Source organism: Promicromonospora kroppenstedtii (genome assembly GCF_044389675.1).
In the GTDB taxonomy this organism is placed as follows: Bacteria; Actinomycetota; Actinomycetes; order Actinomycetales; family Cellulomonadaceae; genus Promicromonospora; species Promicromonospora kroppenstedtii.
Genome location: NZ_JBIRYI010000003.1, coordinates 334,149 through 349,350 on the forward strand (window position 1 = coordinate 334,149; position 15,202 = coordinate 349,350).

Annotated in this window: 13 protein-coding genes and 3 tRNA genes; 4 read left to right on the top strand and 12 right to left on the bottom strand. The window is 72.3% G+C overall.

Translation table 11 applies throughout. The features are described 5' to 3' along the window. Positions 1-14: 14 nt before the first annotated feature. Positions 15-1,544 carry a 3-isopropylmalate dehydratase large subunit gene (leuC, locus tag ACH47X_RS07165; RefSeq protein WP_036971378.1) on the bottom strand — a complete coding sequence of 510 codons (1,530 nt, stop codon included), beginning with the start codon at positions 1,542-1,544 and terminating at the stop codon, positions 15-17. A gap of 139 nt (positions 1,545-1,683) precedes the next feature. On the opposite strand from leuC, the gene ACH47X_RS07170 reads away from it, so the two are divergent. The 3 genes from ACH47X_RS07170 (at position 1,684) to ACH47X_RS07180 (ending at position 4,240) form a co-directional block, all read left to right on the top strand. After that, positions 1,684-2,403, top strand: coding sequence for an IclR family transcriptional regulator (locus ACH47X_RS07170; protein ID WP_026365378.1), 720 nt, complete (start codon positions 1,684-1,686; stop codon positions 2,401-2,403). 344 nt (positions 2,404-2,747) lie between these two features. Beyond that, positions 2,748-2,918 (top strand): hypothetical protein, encoded by a 171-nt coding sequence (locus ACH47X_RS07175; protein WP_020013705.1) that lies wholly within the window; start codon positions 2,748-2,750, stop codon positions 2,916-2,918. A 158-nt stretch (positions 2,919-3,076) separates the two neighbouring features. Then, on the top strand, positions 3,077-4,240 hold the full coding sequence (locus ACH47X_RS07180; RefSeq protein ID WP_397402780.1) for a PH domain-containing protein: 1,164 nt from the start codon (positions 3,077-3,079) through the stop codon (positions 4,238-4,240). A gap of 545 nt (positions 4,241-4,785) precedes the next feature. Here ACH47X_RS07180 and ACH47X_RS07185 read toward each other — a convergent pair. The 10 genes from ACH47X_RS07185 to ACH47X_RS07230 all read right to left on the bottom strand — a co-directional run bounded on the left by ACH47X_RS07185 (position 4,786) and on the right by ACH47X_RS07230 (position 12,182). Then, positions 4,786-4,858: transfer RNA gene (locus ACH47X_RS07185), tRNA-Glu, on the bottom strand. A 35-nt stretch (positions 4,859-4,893) separates the two neighbouring features. Further along, positions 4,894-4,966 (bottom strand) — tRNA-Glu (locus ACH47X_RS07190). Between the two features lie 88 nt (positions 4,967-5,054). After that, a tRNA-Gln gene (locus tag ACH47X_RS07195) sits at positions 5,055-5,126 on the bottom strand. Between the two features lie 142 nt (positions 5,127-5,268). Beyond that, the gene (locus ACH47X_RS07200; protein ID WP_397402783.1) at positions 5,269-6,216 is read right to left on the bottom strand and encodes an HAD-IA family hydrolase; all 948 of its coding nucleotides are present in this window, start codon (positions 6,214-6,216) and stop codon (positions 5,269-5,271) included. Next, on the bottom strand, positions 6,213-7,481 hold the full coding sequence (locus tag ACH47X_RS07205) for a CPBP family intramembrane glutamic endopeptidase (protein ID WP_397402785.1): 1,269 nt from the start codon (positions 7,479-7,481) through the stop codon (positions 6,213-6,215). Before ACH47X_RS07205 ends, ACH47X_RS07200 begins: the two co-directional genes overlap by 4 nt. 132 nt (positions 7,482-7,613) lie before the next feature. Beyond that, entirely contained in the window at positions 7,614-9,131 is a 1,518-nt protein-coding gene (gene gltX, locus ACH47X_RS07210; protein WP_397402787.1) for a glutamate--tRNA ligase, read from the bottom strand. Between the two features lie 9 nt (positions 9,132-9,140). Next, positions 9,141-9,587 (bottom strand): hypothetical protein, encoded by a 447-nt coding sequence (locus ACH47X_RS07215; protein ID WP_397402789.1) that lies wholly within the window; start codon positions 9,585-9,587, stop codon positions 9,141-9,143. A 163-nt stretch (positions 9,588-9,750) separates the two neighbouring features. Then, positions 9,751-10,527, bottom strand: coding sequence for a GNAT family N-acetyltransferase (locus ACH47X_RS07220; protein ID WP_397402791.1), 777 nt, complete (start codon positions 10,525-10,527; stop codon positions 9,751-9,753). Positions 10,528-10,534: 7 nt separating this feature from the next. Continuing rightward, entirely contained in the window at positions 10,535-11,398 is an 864-nt protein-coding gene (locus ACH47X_RS07225) for an NUDIX hydrolase (protein WP_397402793.1), read from the bottom strand. Position 11,399: 1 nt separating this feature from the next. Beyond that, a complete protein-coding gene (locus ACH47X_RS07230; protein WP_036971387.1) occupies positions 11,400-12,182 on the bottom strand; it encodes a fumarylacetoacetate hydrolase family protein in 783 nt (260 codons plus the stop codon). Positions 12,183-12,443: 261 nt separating this feature from the next. Between ACH47X_RS07230 and ACH47X_RS07235 the strand changes: the two genes are divergently transcribed. Further along, positions 12,444-14,246 carry a serine hydrolase domain-containing protein gene (locus tag ACH47X_RS07235; RefSeq protein ID WP_397402795.1) on the top strand — a complete coding sequence of 601 codons (1,803 nt, stop codon included), beginning with the start codon at positions 12,444-12,446 and terminating at the stop codon, positions 14,244-14,246. On the opposite strand, the gene ACH47X_RS07240 is transcribed toward ACH47X_RS07235, so the two are convergent. Further along, on the bottom strand, positions 14,218-15,033 hold the full coding sequence (locus tag ACH47X_RS07240; protein WP_036971525.1) for a class I SAM-dependent methyltransferase: 816 nt from the start codon (positions 15,031-15,033) through the stop codon (positions 14,218-14,220). The two genes, ACH47X_RS07235 and ACH47X_RS07240, sit on opposite strands and share 29 nt — an antisense overlap. Positions 15,034-15,202 lie beyond the last annotated feature (169 nt).

Sequence of the window (15,202 nt, forward strand, 5' to 3'; positions counted from 1 at the left end):
GGTCAGTGGTCCTCTCAGCGCAGCGCGGGCTGGCCGGCGACGGGGATGGGCAGGTCGACGACGACGGACTCACCCAGCGGGGAGGCACCGACGCCGTCGAGCGGCGTGCCGTCGAACGTGGTGATGTCGATGTCGAACGGCAGGTCCAGGTCGCTGACGCTGGAGAGCGTGCCCCGGATCGCCGTGGCGGCCGCGACGAGCGGCGACACCAGGTGGGTGCGACCGCCCTTGCCCTGCCGACCCTCGAAGTTGCGGTTCGACGTCGAGGCCGACCGCTCCCCCGGCGCGAGCTGGTCGGGGTTCATGCCCAGGCACATGGAGCAGCCTGCGTTGCGCCACTCGGCGCCGAACTCCTTGAAGATCACGTCCAGGCCCTCGGCCTCGGCCTGCAGGCGCACGCGGGCCGACGACGGAACCACGAGGACCCGGACGTCCGAGGCCTTCTCCTTGCCCTTGACGACCTTGGCCACGGACCGCAGGTCCTCGATGCGACCGTTGGTGCAGGACCCGATGAACACGGTGTCGACCTTGATATCGCGCAGCGGCGTACCGGCGGTCAGGCCCATGTACTCCAGCGCCTTCGCCGCGGTCTCGCGCTCCCCCTCGTCGGCGATGTCCGCCGGGACGGGGACGGACGCCGACAGGGGCAGGCCCTGGCCCGGGTTGGTGCCCCAGGTGACGAACGGCTCCAGGTCCGTCGCCTCGAGGACGACCTCGGCGTCGTACTGCGCGTCGTCGTCGGACCGGAGGGTCTTCCAGTACTCGACCGCCTCGTCCCAGTCCGCGCCCTCGGGGGCGTGCGGGCGGCCCTTGAGGTACTCGAACGTGGTCTCGTCCGGCGCGATCATGCCTGCGCGGGCGCCGGCCTCGATCGACATGTTGCAGATGGTCATGCGCGCTTCCATGGACAGTGCCCGGATGGCCTCGCCGCGGTACTCGAGCACGTAGCCCTGCCCGCCGCCGGTGCCGATCTTGGCGATGATCGCCAGGATGATGTCCTTGGACGTCGCGCCTGCGGGCAGCGCGCCGTTGACCGTGATCGCCATGGTCTTGAACGGCGCGAGCGGCAGCGTCTGGGTGGCGAGCACGTGCTCCACCTCGGACGTGCCGATGCCGAACGCGAGCGCGCCGAACGCGCCGTGCGTGGACGTGTGCGAGTCGCCGCACACGACGGTGAGGCCCGGCATCGTCAGACCGAGCTGGGGTCCCACCTGGTGGACGATGCCCTGGTCCGCGTCACCGAGGCTGTGCAGCCGGACGCCGAACTCCTTGGCGTTGGCGCGCAGCGTGTCGATCTGGGTTCGGCTCGTCAGATCGGCGATCGGCCGGTCGATGTCGAGCGTGGGGGTGTTGTGGTCCTCGGTCGCGATCGTCAGGTCGGGTCGCCGCACCTGCCGTCCGGCAAGGCGCAGTCCCTCGAACGCCTGCGGGCTCGTGACCTCGTGGACCAGGTGCAGGTCGATGTAGAGAAGATCAGGCGAGCCGTCCTCGCCTCGACGCACCAGGTGCGCTTCCCAGACCTTCTCCGCCAGCGTGCCGGCCATTGCGGTTCGCCTCCCTGTCAAAACTACCTCTGTCAGAAACAACTGTGTGGAACTACTTGGGGAACAACTCGGGGAACAACTCGGAACAACTTTGGGCCTCGACTTGCAATCTCACGTTCCGAGACGGCAATATCGCGGTATGGACGATACTAGCGGAGTCGGCGTCTTGGACAAGGCGGCGTCCGTCCTCGGGGCACTCGAGGCCGGCCCGGCCACCCTGGCGCAGCTCGTCTCCTCCACCGGCCTGGCTCGCCCGACGGCGCACCGCCTGGCGGTGGCTCTGGAGCATCACCGCCTGGTGGCACGGGACATGCAGGGAAGGTTCGTGCTGGGACCGCGCCTCAACGAGCTGGCCACGGCCGCCGGTGAGGACCGCCTCCTGGCAGCAGCGAACCCCGTGCTCATCGCGCTGCGCGACCACACGGGCGAGAGCGCGCAGCTCTACCGCCGGCAGGGCGACCACCGCGTGTGCGTCGCCGCCGCCGAGCGCCCGGTAGGCCTGCGCGACTCGATCCCCGTGGGTGCCACGCTCAGCATGAGCGCGGGCTCCGCGGCCCATGTCCTGCTCGCCTGGGAGGAGCCGGACCGCCTTCACCGCGGCCTGCGGGACGCGACCTTCACGGCCACGATCCTCTCCGGCGTCCGACGCCGCGGGTGGGCCCAGTCCGTCTCGGAACGTGAGCTCGGTGTGGCATCCGTCTCGGCGCCGGTGCGCGGCCCGTCGGGGCGCGTCGTCGCCGCCGTCAGCGTGTCGGGTCCGGTGGAGCGGCTCTCGCGCCAGCCCGGCCGGCTGCACTCGGCCGCCGTCGTCGCCGCGGCGAACAAGCTCACCGAGGTACTCCACCGGTCCGGCGAGTAACGGTCTGGCGGGTAACGGTCGGGCGGGTAACTGCCGGGCGAGCAGCAGTTCGATGAGTGCGGGCCCGGCGGGATCCCAGGGGATCCCGCCGGGCTCCGCCCGCATGTTGCTGCCGTCGGCCGTGCTCTGGCCGTGCGCTCTGGCCGTGCGCTCTGGCCGTGCGCTCTGGCCGTGGGCCCGACCGTGCTCACCCGGTGTGCGCCGGGTGAGCGGTCCGTGAGTGTTGGTCCGCCACGCCGAGCCAGGTCATTCCCCAGGTCGGGGTGGTGTCAGTAGTCTCGTCCGCGACGTGCGCACACCCGGTGCGTGCGCACCAACGTCGGAGGAATCTGATGCCGCCTAAGGTGAGACTCATCATCATCTGGGTCGTGGTGATCTTCCTGCTCTACTCGGTCATCAACGACCCCGAGCGATCCGCCGACGTCGTGCTCGCCCTCTGGGACGTCATCTGGGGTGCCATCGCGAACATCGGCACGTTCTTCGAGGAGCTCTTCACCGGGTCCATCGGCCGCTGACGACGTAGGGTCAGCGGGCGGGACTCGGCGACGTCGAGCACACCCGTCACCAGGAACATCCCTGTCAGGACCAGTCCCGACAGGCCTGTCACGCACAGGACCGTTCCGGACAGGGCCATTCCGAACAGGACCAATCCGAACGCACCGGGGAGACCCGCATGAGCGCAACAGCGGACTTCGTGATCCGCAATCGCGCCCTGCAGCGGTACATCCTCGCGGACGAGAAGATCGTGACCGCCACACGCCGGCACTGGGCCAGGCTGTGGGAGCCGATCCTCACGACCACTGGTGCGTTCGCCCTGGGCCTGGCGATCCTGGTCGCCGTCGACCCGAACGTCCGCGACCAGCTCGCGTGGGTGTGGCTGCCGTTCCTGGTGCTCGGCGCGCGCCTGCTCTGGAAGTGGCTGGACTGGCGGGCCGAGTGGTTCGTGATGACCGACCGCAGACTGATCCTGCTCACGGGGTTCCTGGTGCACCGGGTGGCGATGATGCCGTCCGAGAAGGTCACCGACCTCGGGTACGAGCGCACCCCGATGGGCCAGGTGCTCGGCTACGGCACCTTCATCTTCGAGACCGCAGGGCAGGACCAGGCACTCGACCGCATCACGTGGGTCCCCCGCCCCGACTCCCGGTACCGCCTCATCATCGCGACGCTCTTCCACCCCGACGCCGCCGAGGCCGAGGCCGCTGCCCAGTCCGGCCCGGGCGGACGGCCGGAGGCCGTCGCACCGGCGGAAACCCCGCCGCCCGTCGCTCCGCCGGCGCTGATGCCACGGATCGGACGGCGCAGCAATCCCCCGACACAGCGCATCGAGCTGCCGCACCTGCGCGAGCAGACGGGCTCGGGCGGGGACGGTTCGGGGAGTGCAGGGTCGGGGGGTGCTGGTTCGGGAGGCGCCGGTTCAGCGGGGGCCGGTGTCGGCGCCGCGTCCGGCGCGACCTCGGGCGACGGGGTTCCGGCAGGCACGGGCACGGGCAGCACCGGTCCAGGCAGCGCCGGTCCAAGCGGCGCGGGCACCGGCGGTACGGGCTACGGCGGTGCGGGCCACGGCGGTGCGGGCTACGGCGGTGCGGGCTACGGCGGTGCGGGCTCCTTCGGGGCGGACTCGAGGCCGGACGGCGACCAGGCCGGACACGCGAACTGGCCTTCGACTGCCGGCGCGGCCACCGCGGCGTCGTCGGGCGGAGGAAGCGCGCCCGGCCGGACCAGCAGCGGCAAGGGGGGCGATCACGTGCCGGGCGGGCCGACGTCGGCGACCGACGGTTCCGACTCCCTGCCGAGCCCGTTCATCGAGGGCGGCAAGGACCCGAAGATCCGCTGACGCTCCGCCTCTGCGAGCAGGATCACACCGGAGCCGAAGCACGCGCACGCCCGCGTGCCGACGTCGCGAGACGCGCAACGCGAGGCACACGAGCGCTCGCCGGGTGAACGTAGGTTTGGTCGCCGCAAGGAGCCTCAGAGAGCGAGCAACCCTACGGTCGACCGCGGGGACCGGTTGCGGTCGGCGGAGGCGCTGCATAGCGGTGACGGAGCGATGCGCGGGGCAGGGCAGGGCAGGGCAGGAGCCTGACACGGACGACGGGCGTCCGGGACGGACGACGGACGACGGACGACACGAGCCTGACACGGACGGCGGATGTCCGGGACGGACGGCGGACGTCCGGGACGAGCGGCAGACGCCTGGTGTCCGAGCCACGCCGCAGGTGCCTGGTGTCTGGTACCTGGCGCCTGGTGCCTATCCCTAGTGGCCCGGCGGCTGATGTCCGAAGGCTGATGTCCGAACCCGGCGCCTGCTGCCCGGTGTCATGCGACCCGCGCCCGGAACGGCGAGAGGCCCGGTCCGCGTGGACCGGGCCTCTCTCGCTGTACCCCCAGCGGGATTTGAACCCGCGTTACCGCCGTGAGAGGGCGGCGTCCTAGGCCGCTAGACGATGGGGGCCTTGAACATCCGTCAGCCGAAGCTGGTGGACTGCGTACCCCCAGCGGGATTTGAACCCGCGTTACCGCCGTGAGAGGGCGGCGTCCTAGGCCGCTAGACGATGGGGGCCTGAACTACCGGTTATGGACCGGCACCGTGAGAACGATAGCGCACCCTGCACCTGACCTGCGTCAGTGAGGATGCGCAGTGCTCTGCGCTGGGGTACCAGGACTCGAACCTAGACTAAGTGGACCAGAACCACTCGTGCTGCCAATTACACCATACCCCATGGGGGTATGACCTCCTGGACACACCTGTCTCCGACCGGTGTTCCGTGGGGGTCCTACCGCTGGAGAACACTACCTGACCTCGGACGGTGGGCAAAACGGAATGAGCGTGCCGTCCGTCACGCGGGTCGGATCGAGTCAGTTTCAGCGCCCTGTGCCGTACCCGAGGGCGGCCGGGAGCTGGGCCAGCGTCTCGATCACCACGACGCCCGCCGCCCGCAGCGCCTCAGGATTCTGCGGGTCGCCGGCAAGGGCCGCACGCTGCGCGGCGTTCGGCTGGACCGCATCGGACGCAACCGCATCCGACGCAACCGCATCCGACGCAACCGCACCGGACGCATCCGCATCCGACGCAACCGCATCAAATGCAGCCGCACCGGACGCAACCGCACCGGGAACCGCGCCACCGGGCCACGCACCGCCGCTCTGGGCGTGGGCACCGTAACCCGGGCCCCGGCGGTGGCCCGCGCGGTCCAGCCAGACACCCGTCAGGCTCGCCTGATGGGCCGCCAGCGCGTCGACGGTGGGCTCGTCGCCCACGTACGCCGTCCGGGACGGCTCGGTGCCGAGCCTGCGCGCCCCCTCGAGGAACACGCGGGGGTCCGGCTTCCCGAAGCCCAGGGTGTCGACCCCGACGAGCACCGGCAGGTCGCCGAGCCCGGCTGCCTTCAGCTTGCGCTCCTGCAGCTCCGTGGCGGCGTTGGTCACCACGCCGACGCTCAGCCCGGCGGCGACGACCGCGTCGATCGCGGCTCGGGCGTCGTCGTGCGCGGTCCACGAGCGCTCGAACGTGCCCCAGAACAGCGCGTCCCACGCCTCGAAGGACTTCTCCGTCACCGGCGCCGCGCCGAACGTCTCGTGCAGGAGCGCCGCCCGGTGCCGACGCTGCGTCACGTGGTCCATCTCGCCGCGCGTGTAGCGGCTGTAGAAGCCGCCCGGGTCGGTGCGCCAGTGCGACAGGATCTCCGGGTCACGCTCCGCCGGGACGTGCGGCAGATGCTCGGCCCGCACCGCCTCCAGCGCCCGGGCGAAGGCGCCCTTGGTGTCGACGAGGGTGTCGTCGACGTCGAACAGGATGCCGTCCGTCGTCATGCCATCTCTCCCTGTGCAGGTTCGCGCTCCACCACAGTCTTCTCCATCGGGGCCGCGCCCGACGCCGGGACGCTCGCCACCACCGGGTCCGGCACCACCAGCGCGGGCGTGCGCCGGTGCGCCCACCACAGCAGCACCGCCGTGGTGATCAGGGTGGTGCTGATGCTGGCCACGCCCTCGACGGGTGCCACCTCGGTGATCAGCAGCGAGTCCGCGAGACCGTCGTAGGCGATGGCCAGACCGAACGCCAGCAGGTTGTTGGCCGCGTGCAGCGCGACGGCAACTTCCAGTCCCCCGGTGCGCCACACCAGCAGGCTCGCGACCAGGCCGAACACCAGCCGGTCGGCGAACAGCCACGGACTCTGTGCACCGTGTGCCATGGCGAACAGGACTGCGGACACCACGGCAGGCACGATCACCGCGAGCCAGCGCCAGCGCAGCAGGCTGCCGATCCACTGCGACATCCAGCCGCGGAAGAAGTACTCCTCGCCGGCCGCCTGCAGCGGTGTGGTCAGCAGGATCACGAGCGCAAGCGCCACCCAGCCGGCGGCCGGAGTGAGCGGCCACAGGCCGGTGTCGTCGGCACCCGAGCCGGCGTCACCGGCCGGCCCGAGGCGGGAGACCAGGATGCTGCTGCCCAGCGTGAGCGGCACCAGGAGCAGCAGCGACACCCCGAGCCCGCCGAGCAGCAGGCGCCAGCGCACGCGACCCAGCACCGATGACACGAGGCCGCCGCGCCGCGCCTGCGCCCACGTCGCGACCAGCGCGACCGGGATGCCGAGCGCCAGGCCGAGGTTCGTCACCAGCAGGCCCGACGGCGACACGAACCACGCATCGGTGAGTGACGACGGGTCCGGGAGGTCCAGTCCGGCCAGCTGCCCCACGACCAGCAGGAGCAGGTACAGCAGCATCGCCCCGAAGACGACGACCAGGCACGCGGCGATCGCGACCAGGCCGAGCAGCGGCCGCCACCACCGGAACCAGGGCCCGCGCAGGGCCTGCGGGTACTCCCGCGGTGCGTACGACGACGCCGCGAGGACCGGCACCCCGGGCGCTCCTGGCATCCCGGGCACCCCGGGCCCTTCCTCCCCCGGGAACGACGACGCCGCAGCCCCCCGTGTCAGGGACTGCGGCATCGGCTGCTGTGCGGTCTCGAGCGGCGCGGTCTCGAGCGGCGCGGTCCCAGGCTGAACCGGCCCAGGCTGAACGGCGGTGGTCGGGTCGGTCGTGGGCGGCACGGCGTCAGGTGTCATGGCGTCGGTCACGCCGCTCACGTTAGACCACTTCGCTGGCGGCTTCCCGGAGGGTTTCCGGACCGTCCGCCGGCCCAGGTCCGGATCACTCGCCGACCGTGGCGCCGACACCCCGTGAGACCGGTCCGGGACACCGCCGTGAGCTCACTCCGCCACGGCGGGCACCCCGGCTGCGTCGGAACCCGCACCGGCACCAGCACCTGCACCCGCACCCGCGCCCAGACGGGCCAGCGCGGCGTCGACCCGCTCGAGGGTGCGCTCCTTGCCGAGCACCTCGAGCGACTCGAACAGCGGCAGGCCGATCCGGCGTCCGGTCACGGCCACCCGGACCGGGGCCTGCGCCTTCCCCAGCTTCATGCCGTGCTTCTCACCTACCACGGTGACGATGTCCTTGAGCGGCTCGGCCGTCCAGGACTCCTCGGCGGCCAGGGCCTCGCGGACGTCGGCGAGCAGCTCGGCGGCGCCGGCCTTCATCGCCTTGTTCCAGGAGTCCTCGTCCACCAGGGGGGCGTCCAGGAAGAGGAAGTCGACGTTGTCCGTGATCTCGGACAGCAGCGCCACCCGGGAGTGGGCCAGGGGCGCGACGGCGTCGAACACCTGCTGGTCGAACTGCTCCGGCGTCCACGGCGCGGCCGGGGCCTGGAGCCACGGCGTGCAGGCCGCCGCGAAGTCCTCGACGCTCAGGGCGCGGATGTACTCGCCGTTGAACGCGGTGAGCTTCTTGATGTCGAAGAACGCGGACGACGAGTTGATGTCCTCCACGCGGAACCGGCGCACCAGCTCGTCGAACGGGAGGATCTCCTCGTCGTTCCCGGGCGCCCAGCCGAGCAGCATCAGGTAGTTCACCATCGCGTCGGGCAGGATGCCCTCGGCGAGGTAGTCCTCCAGCGCCACCTTGTCGCGGCGCTTGGAGAGCTTCTGCCGCTTCTCGTTGACGATCACCGGCATGTGCGCCCACTGCGGCGGCGTCTTGCCCAGGGCCTCCCAGAGCAGCTGCTGCTTCGGGGTGTTGGGCAGGTGCTCCTCGGCGCGCATGACGAGCGTGATGTTCTCGTCGATGTCGTCCACGACGTTGGCCAGCAGGAACACCGGCGAGCCGTTGCCGCGCGCGATGACGAAGTCCTCGAGGTTCGCGTTCGGGAACGTCGGGTTGCCGCGGATCAGGTCGACCACCTGGGTCTCGCCCTCGTCGGGCGTGCGGAACCGCAGCGCGCGGCCCTCGGCGTACTCCAGGCCGCGACCGCGGCAGAAGCCGTCGTAGCCGGTCTGCTGATTCCCGGTGCGCGCGATCAGGGCCTCGCGGGTGCAGTCGCAGTAGTACGCCTTGCCCTCGGCGAAGAGCCGCTGCGCGGCGTCCTTCTGGATCCCGGCGTTCTCGGACTGGAAGTACGGGCCCTCGAAGGCCGGGTCCTCCTGGCGGATGCCCAGCGCCTCCATGGCCGACAGGATGCCGTCCACCCACTCGGGCTGGTTGCGCGAGGCGTCGGTGTCCTCGATGCGCAGCACGAACGTGCCGCCCTGCTGCTTCGCCACGGCCCAGTTGAACAGGGCGGAGCGGGCGCCACCCACGTGGAACATGCCGGTCGGGGACGGCGCGAAGCGGACGCGCACGGCGGCGCCCTCGGGCGCGCCGTCGGTGGGGGTATCGGTCACGGAAGTCACGCCCACAGCCTAGGCGTTGCGGGGCCCGGCGGCGGAGCCGGGCCGACGGCGGGACGTCCGGCCGCGCCAGCCACGGACCAGCAGCGCGACGGCGTAGGCAGGCCACACCGGGATCGAAGCGACCGCGGGCCCCACCACGTAGAGCAGGCTCCACCCCTCGTCGCCCGCCGGCAGGCTCGCGGCGATGGCGGCGTAGCAGACCGCCAGAAGCACCGTCGCCAGGATGAGCCCGGTGCCCAGCGCGGCCCAGTCGCTACGTACCGCCAGCAGCCGGAGCAGCGCGGCACCGGAGAGAATCATCAGGAACGCGCCCACCGTGACGATGACAGCGCTCACGACGCCCAACCAGACCCCGCCCCACGAGAAGTCCTCGCGGTTCTGGAGGTAGACGAGCACCGCCGCGGTGATGCCGAACGCCAGGGGGGTCAGGGCGAGAAAGCGCCGCATTGTCTGCACCGGACCATGATGCGTGTCGCGCTCCGGGGGGACCACGAATTGAGCGGCCCGCGCGTCGCATCGGTCCGCCCTGCTACCGCAGGCGGCGCGGCTACCGCAGGCGGCGCGGCTACCGCAGGCGGCGCGGCTACCGCAGGCGGCGCGGCTACCGCAGGCGGCGCGGCTACGGCAGGTGGCGCACGTACCGCCGTGTCGCGACCGGCACCGGCCCCAGCGGGGTCTCCGCCTGGTAGTCGAGCGGGCCGCCGTCGGACCAGCCTGCCCGTTCGTAGAACCGCCGCGCGCGGGTGTTGCCCGCCACGACGGCGAGCCACGCCTCGGGATGTCCGGCCGCCGCGATCCGGGCCTCGCCCGCGGACAGCAGGTCGGCCGCGACACCAGAGCCCCGGTGGGGCGCGGCAACGAACAGCTGCTCCAGCTCCTCGCCCCGGACGGTCACGAAACCGACGACGCGGGACTCCGCAGGCTCGGCCGGTCCGTCCACGACGGCGACGGTCGTGCCCGGCACCCGGGCCACGGCGCGCGGTCCGAACGAGTCCCGCGTGCGGGCCGCCTCCAAGGCGGCCGGTACCAGCCCGCGATGCCCGTCGCCCCAGGCGGCGTGCCAGACGTCGGCGATCGCCGGGGCGTCCTCCGGGACGGCGCGCCGGAGCTCCACGTGGCGCACCGCCAGCGGCTCGACGAGGAACCGGTCCTCGTCCTCCAGCACCACCGGCTCCGTGCGCCACCGTGGACCGGCGTACGCCGCGAGCGCCGCGGCGTCCCGCCAGCGGCTCACATAGGTGAGCGTGCCCGGGCCCGACCCGGCCGGTCTGACGACGATCTCGTCGCTCACGAACCCGTCGAGCGCGGCGAACCCCACGGTGCCCGCCTCGATGAACGCCCGGAACTCGTCGAGCAGACCGGGCCGGACGCGCGCCGTGGAGCGCCTGATGATCATCGTCCGATCATGCTCCACCAGCCTGGTCCGGGCCAGGCCGGTCCGGGCCAGCATGCTCCGGGCTGGTCCGGGCGCGGGCCAGGCGCACGAGCTCGGTCAGCTCGGGATCCGGCAGCGCGTCAGCGGGCCACCAGCGCAGGGCCAGCGACTCGTCCGACAGCGCGGTCTCGGCGTCGGGCCCCGCGACCGCGACGAACCGGACGTCGAGGTGGTGCACCGGGCTGTCCGGGTCGCCCGTCCCGGGCCGGCAGAACGGCACGACGTGCTCGTCGAGGTGCACGGGGACGGCGTCGACCACGAGGTCGGCGATGCCCGACTCCTCGCGGGCCTCGCGGGCGGCGGCGTCGGCCAGGGTACGGTCCCCGGGCTCGAGGTGCCCGCCGAGCTGGAACCAGCGCCGTGCCTTGGCGTGCAGGGTGAGCAGCACGCGCGCGCCGTCGTGCGAGAGCACGAGGGTCGATGCCGTCAGGTGGTCCGGGACGGATTCACGGAGCACCCCGAGACCGGGCGTACCGGCGGCATTCTCCCCTGTGGGCCTCTCCCCCGCGCCGTCCTCCCCTGCGCCGTCCTCCCCTGCGGACTCGAGGTGCGCGACGTACCGCGCCCGCAGCCGCTCCTGCTCCGGCGTGGCACCCGTCCAGGCGCGCAGGGTCGCGAGGGCATCCCGGTGCAGGGCGGCGCCGGTCTCATGGGAGGCACCGAGGTCGGCCCCCGGTCCGGCACCGGAGCCGGACGCGGGCCCGGCCCCCGGTCCGGCACCGGAGCCGGACGCGGGCCCGGCCGTCGCGTCGTTCGCTGTGCCGTTCCCTGTGCTGTTCCCCGTGCTGTTCGCTGTGTTGTTCGATGTGTTGTTCGCTGTCTCGGCCGTCACGTCAGCGGCGCCGCAGCACCGGGTTGGCCAGGACGCCGACGCCCTCGACCTCCACCTCGACACGATCGCCCTGGTCGATGCGGCCGACGCCGGCAGGCGTGCCGGTGAGGATCACGTCGCCGGGCAGCAGCGTCATCGCCTCGGAGATGTACGAGACGAGGAACGGCACGTCGAACACCATGTCGCGGGTGCGGCCGTCCTGGCGCGGCTCCCCGTTGACGCGCGAGCGCACGGCGACGTCCTCCGGGTTCAGGTCCGTGTCGATCCACGGCCCCAGCGGGCACGAGGTGTCGAAGCCCTTGGCGCGGGCCCACTGCCCGTCGGTGCGCTGGGCGTCCCGTGCGGTGACGTCGTTGGCCACGGTGTAGCCGAGGATGTACGACGGCGCGTTCTCGGGCGTGACGTCCTTGCAGACCTTGGAGATCACGACGGCCAGCTCGGCCTCGTAGGAGACCTCCTGCGTGAAGTCGGGCAGCACGATCGGGTCGTCCGGGCCCACCACCGCGGTGTTCGGCTTGAAGAACAGCAGCGGCGTCGTCGGGACGTCGCCGCCCATCTCCTTGGCGTGGTCGGCGTAATTCTTGCCCACGCACACGATCTTGGAGCGCGGGATCACCGGGGCGAGCAGCCGGACGCCGTCGCCCAGCTCGATGCGCTCGCCGGTCGGCATGGCCGGCATGTAGAGGGGGTCGCCGCCCAGCACGGCGAGGAAGGTCTTGTCGCCCTCCTGCTGCACGAGGGCGAAGCGGGGGTCGTCTCCGGTGGTGAATCTAGCGATACGCACGGGCTCAGCGTATGCCGGACGCCGCCGTGCCCGGGAGCGGTGGGCGCCGCACTGTCCGCTATCCCGCCCGCTCTCTCGACGAACCGCGACTCTCGCACGTCCGGCGTAGGCCCTCTCCGGGTCGGATCAGGGGCCGGTCAGGGGCGCGGCCCAGGTGATCCCCGATGCCTGAGTCACGTTTCCTTTCCTAGCGTCTGCGGACAGGAGAGCCCGCCGCGCACGGCGCCGGGCCGCGGGAGGACACGGCGACGAGGAGCTCGGATGAGGAACGACCGGATCGGGGCGCGGCGGGTGCGCCTCCGCGCGGCCCGAGGCATCGCGCTCCTGACGGCGGCGGTGATCGCGTTCGCCCCGGCGGCGGTGGGGGCTGCAGCGCCGCCGGGGGCCGCGTCGGCAGAGGCGGCGCCGGCAGGAACTGCGTCCGCAAACGGAACAGGCGCTCCGTTCCGGGAGAACGTGAGCTCGGCCCGGGCAGACGGTTTCGGCTCCGACAGCGGCGCGGCGGACGGTGTCGACGCCATCGACGAGCACCTCGCCGAGTACCTCCGCGTGCACCGCACCCCCGGCCTGGCGCTGGTGACGCTCGCCGACGGCGACGTGCGCGTCCGGGTGCACGGGACGACGGGCGCCGGCGAGCCGGTCGGCGAGGACACGCCGATGCGCATTGGCTCGATGAGCAAGGCGTTCACCGCGCTGGCCGTGCTGCAACAGGTCGACGCCGAGCGGTTCGACCTGGACGACCCGGTCGCGGGGCTGCTCCCAGAACTGCACATGGTCGACGACCGGTACCGGTCGATCACCGTGGAGCACCTGCTGGCCCACCGCTCGGGCCTGGCCGCGACGGCGCTGGAGTACGCGTCCGACCCGGCGTCGGCGCCCGCGGAGACCGTGGCGCGGCTGGCTGACGAGGGGCTGGCCAGCGCTCCCGGGACGGCCACCCTGTACAGCAACGCCGGGTACGCGGTGCTGGCCCGGCTGGTCGAGCGCACTGCCGACGCGGACTTCGGTGACTACCTGGAGCGGGAGATCTTCACGCCCCTGGGCATGGCGTCCACGATCACGACCGACCGTTGCGACGTCGAGCCGGCGGGCCTCGCCCGGGGCTTCACGCTGTTCGGCCCCGTGCGGCTCGCGGTGCCGGAGCTCCCGCTCGCCTGCGCGGGCAGCGGTGGGATCGTCTCCACCGCGCGTGACATGGCGGCCTGGCTGCGGTTCCAGGTGGGCGACGGCACGTCGCCCGACACCGGCGAGGTGCTGCTGCGCCCGGAGACCTTCGCCGCGTTCCACAAGGTGCCGGACGACGAGGCTCGGGGCGACGAGGGGCCCGACGAGAGTACGTACGGCTACGGCTGGCACAGCACGACCGCCGACACCCCCACCAGCACCCCCGGCGGCAGCGACGCCGGGACCGACGGTGAGGGTAACAGCGAGAGGGCCCAGCTGGTCGGCCACGGCGGCACGCTGGCGACCTTCGCCTCCGGGATCGAGTTCTCCTCGCGCACCGGCGCCGGCGCCGTCGTGCTCGCCAACGGCGCCGGCGACCCCATGGTGCTGACGCACAACGCGATCGTCGCGGTCGACGGCGGCACGACGCTGCCGACCAGCAACCCGTTCGACACGTTCAACGCCGTGCTGTCCGGTATCGCGGCGCTCGTGCTGCTGGGCGGCGTCCTCGTCGTGGTCCGGTCCCGTCGTTGGGCCGAGCGTCGGGCCGGACGCAGGGCAGAACGCCCCGCCGAAGGCAGGACTGAAGGAAGGACCGAAGGAAGCATCGCCAGGACCCGGCTCGCCACGGTGCTGCGGCTCGTGCCGCTCGCCCTGTTCTTGCTGCTCGGGGCAGCGCTCCCCTGGCTCGGCGCCACGCTCATGGGCGTGGGCGAACCCGTGGCCGCCTACCGGATCGTCCTGTGGCTCTACCCGGCCGTGCTGCTGCTCGGCGTAGCGATCGTGCTCGCCGCAGGCAGCGGTCTGACGGTGCGCCTGGTGCAGCTGATGCGCCACGAACGGCCCCGGCAGGTCAGGCAGCGCACGCCGGTCACGCCCGGGCGAGGACCTCGCCGTTGAGCACCGCGAACCATCCGTCTGGCGCGGCGGCCCACTCGCGCCAGCCCTGGGCGAGCTGCTCCAGGGCGACGTCGTCCGCGAGACCCGAGTCCTTGGCCTGCACGGCGAAGTTGGACTCCGTGCAGCGCTCGGCCCACAGGCCGCCCCACCAGGTGCGGTCGTCGGGGGTGGCGTAGCACCAGACGCTCGCGCCGGGTTCGATCGTGGCGGGGTCGAACCCGGCGTCGCGCACCCAGGAGGCGAGGCGGCGTCCGGCGTCGGGCTCGAAGCCGTAGGCGTGCGTGACCTCGTGGTAAAGCATGTTCCACTCGGTGAGCTCGGCGGACTCCGGGTACCAGGTCATGGCCTCGTAGTCGGCGTCGCGCACGGCGACGAACCCGCCCGGCTTGGCGACGCGCTTCATCTCGCGCAGGGCCGCCACCGGGTCGGAGAGGTGCTGGAGCAGCTGGTGGGCGAAGACGACGTCGAACGAGTCGTCCTCGAACGGCAGCTCGTAGGCGTTGGCGTGCTCGAAGGTGATGTTCTTGGTGCCGTGCGCGTCCGCGAGGCCGCGGGCGGACTCCAGCACGTCGTCGGAGGCGTCGACGCCCACGACGCTGCCCTGCGTGAGCCGCTCGGCGAGGTCCACGGTGACGGTGCCGGGGCCGCAGCCGACGTCGAGCAGCGTCATGTCGGACAGCAGGTGGGGCAGCAGGAACGCGGCGGAGTTGGCCGCCGTCCGGCGCCGGTGCGAGCGCAGCACCGACTCGTGGTGCCCGTGCGTGTACGACTCGGACTCCTTGGTCAGGTCCGTGCCGGCACCCGGGCTGTCGGGGCCCTCCTGCCCGGCGGCACCTGTGCCGCCGGTTCCGCGGGTCAGGCTCGACAGGCTGCTGGGAGCGTCGACCGCGTCGATCGGGTCGGTGCCCGCGGGCTTGGTGCGGTCCCGGGCGGGACCGCCGCTCCCCTCGTTCGCG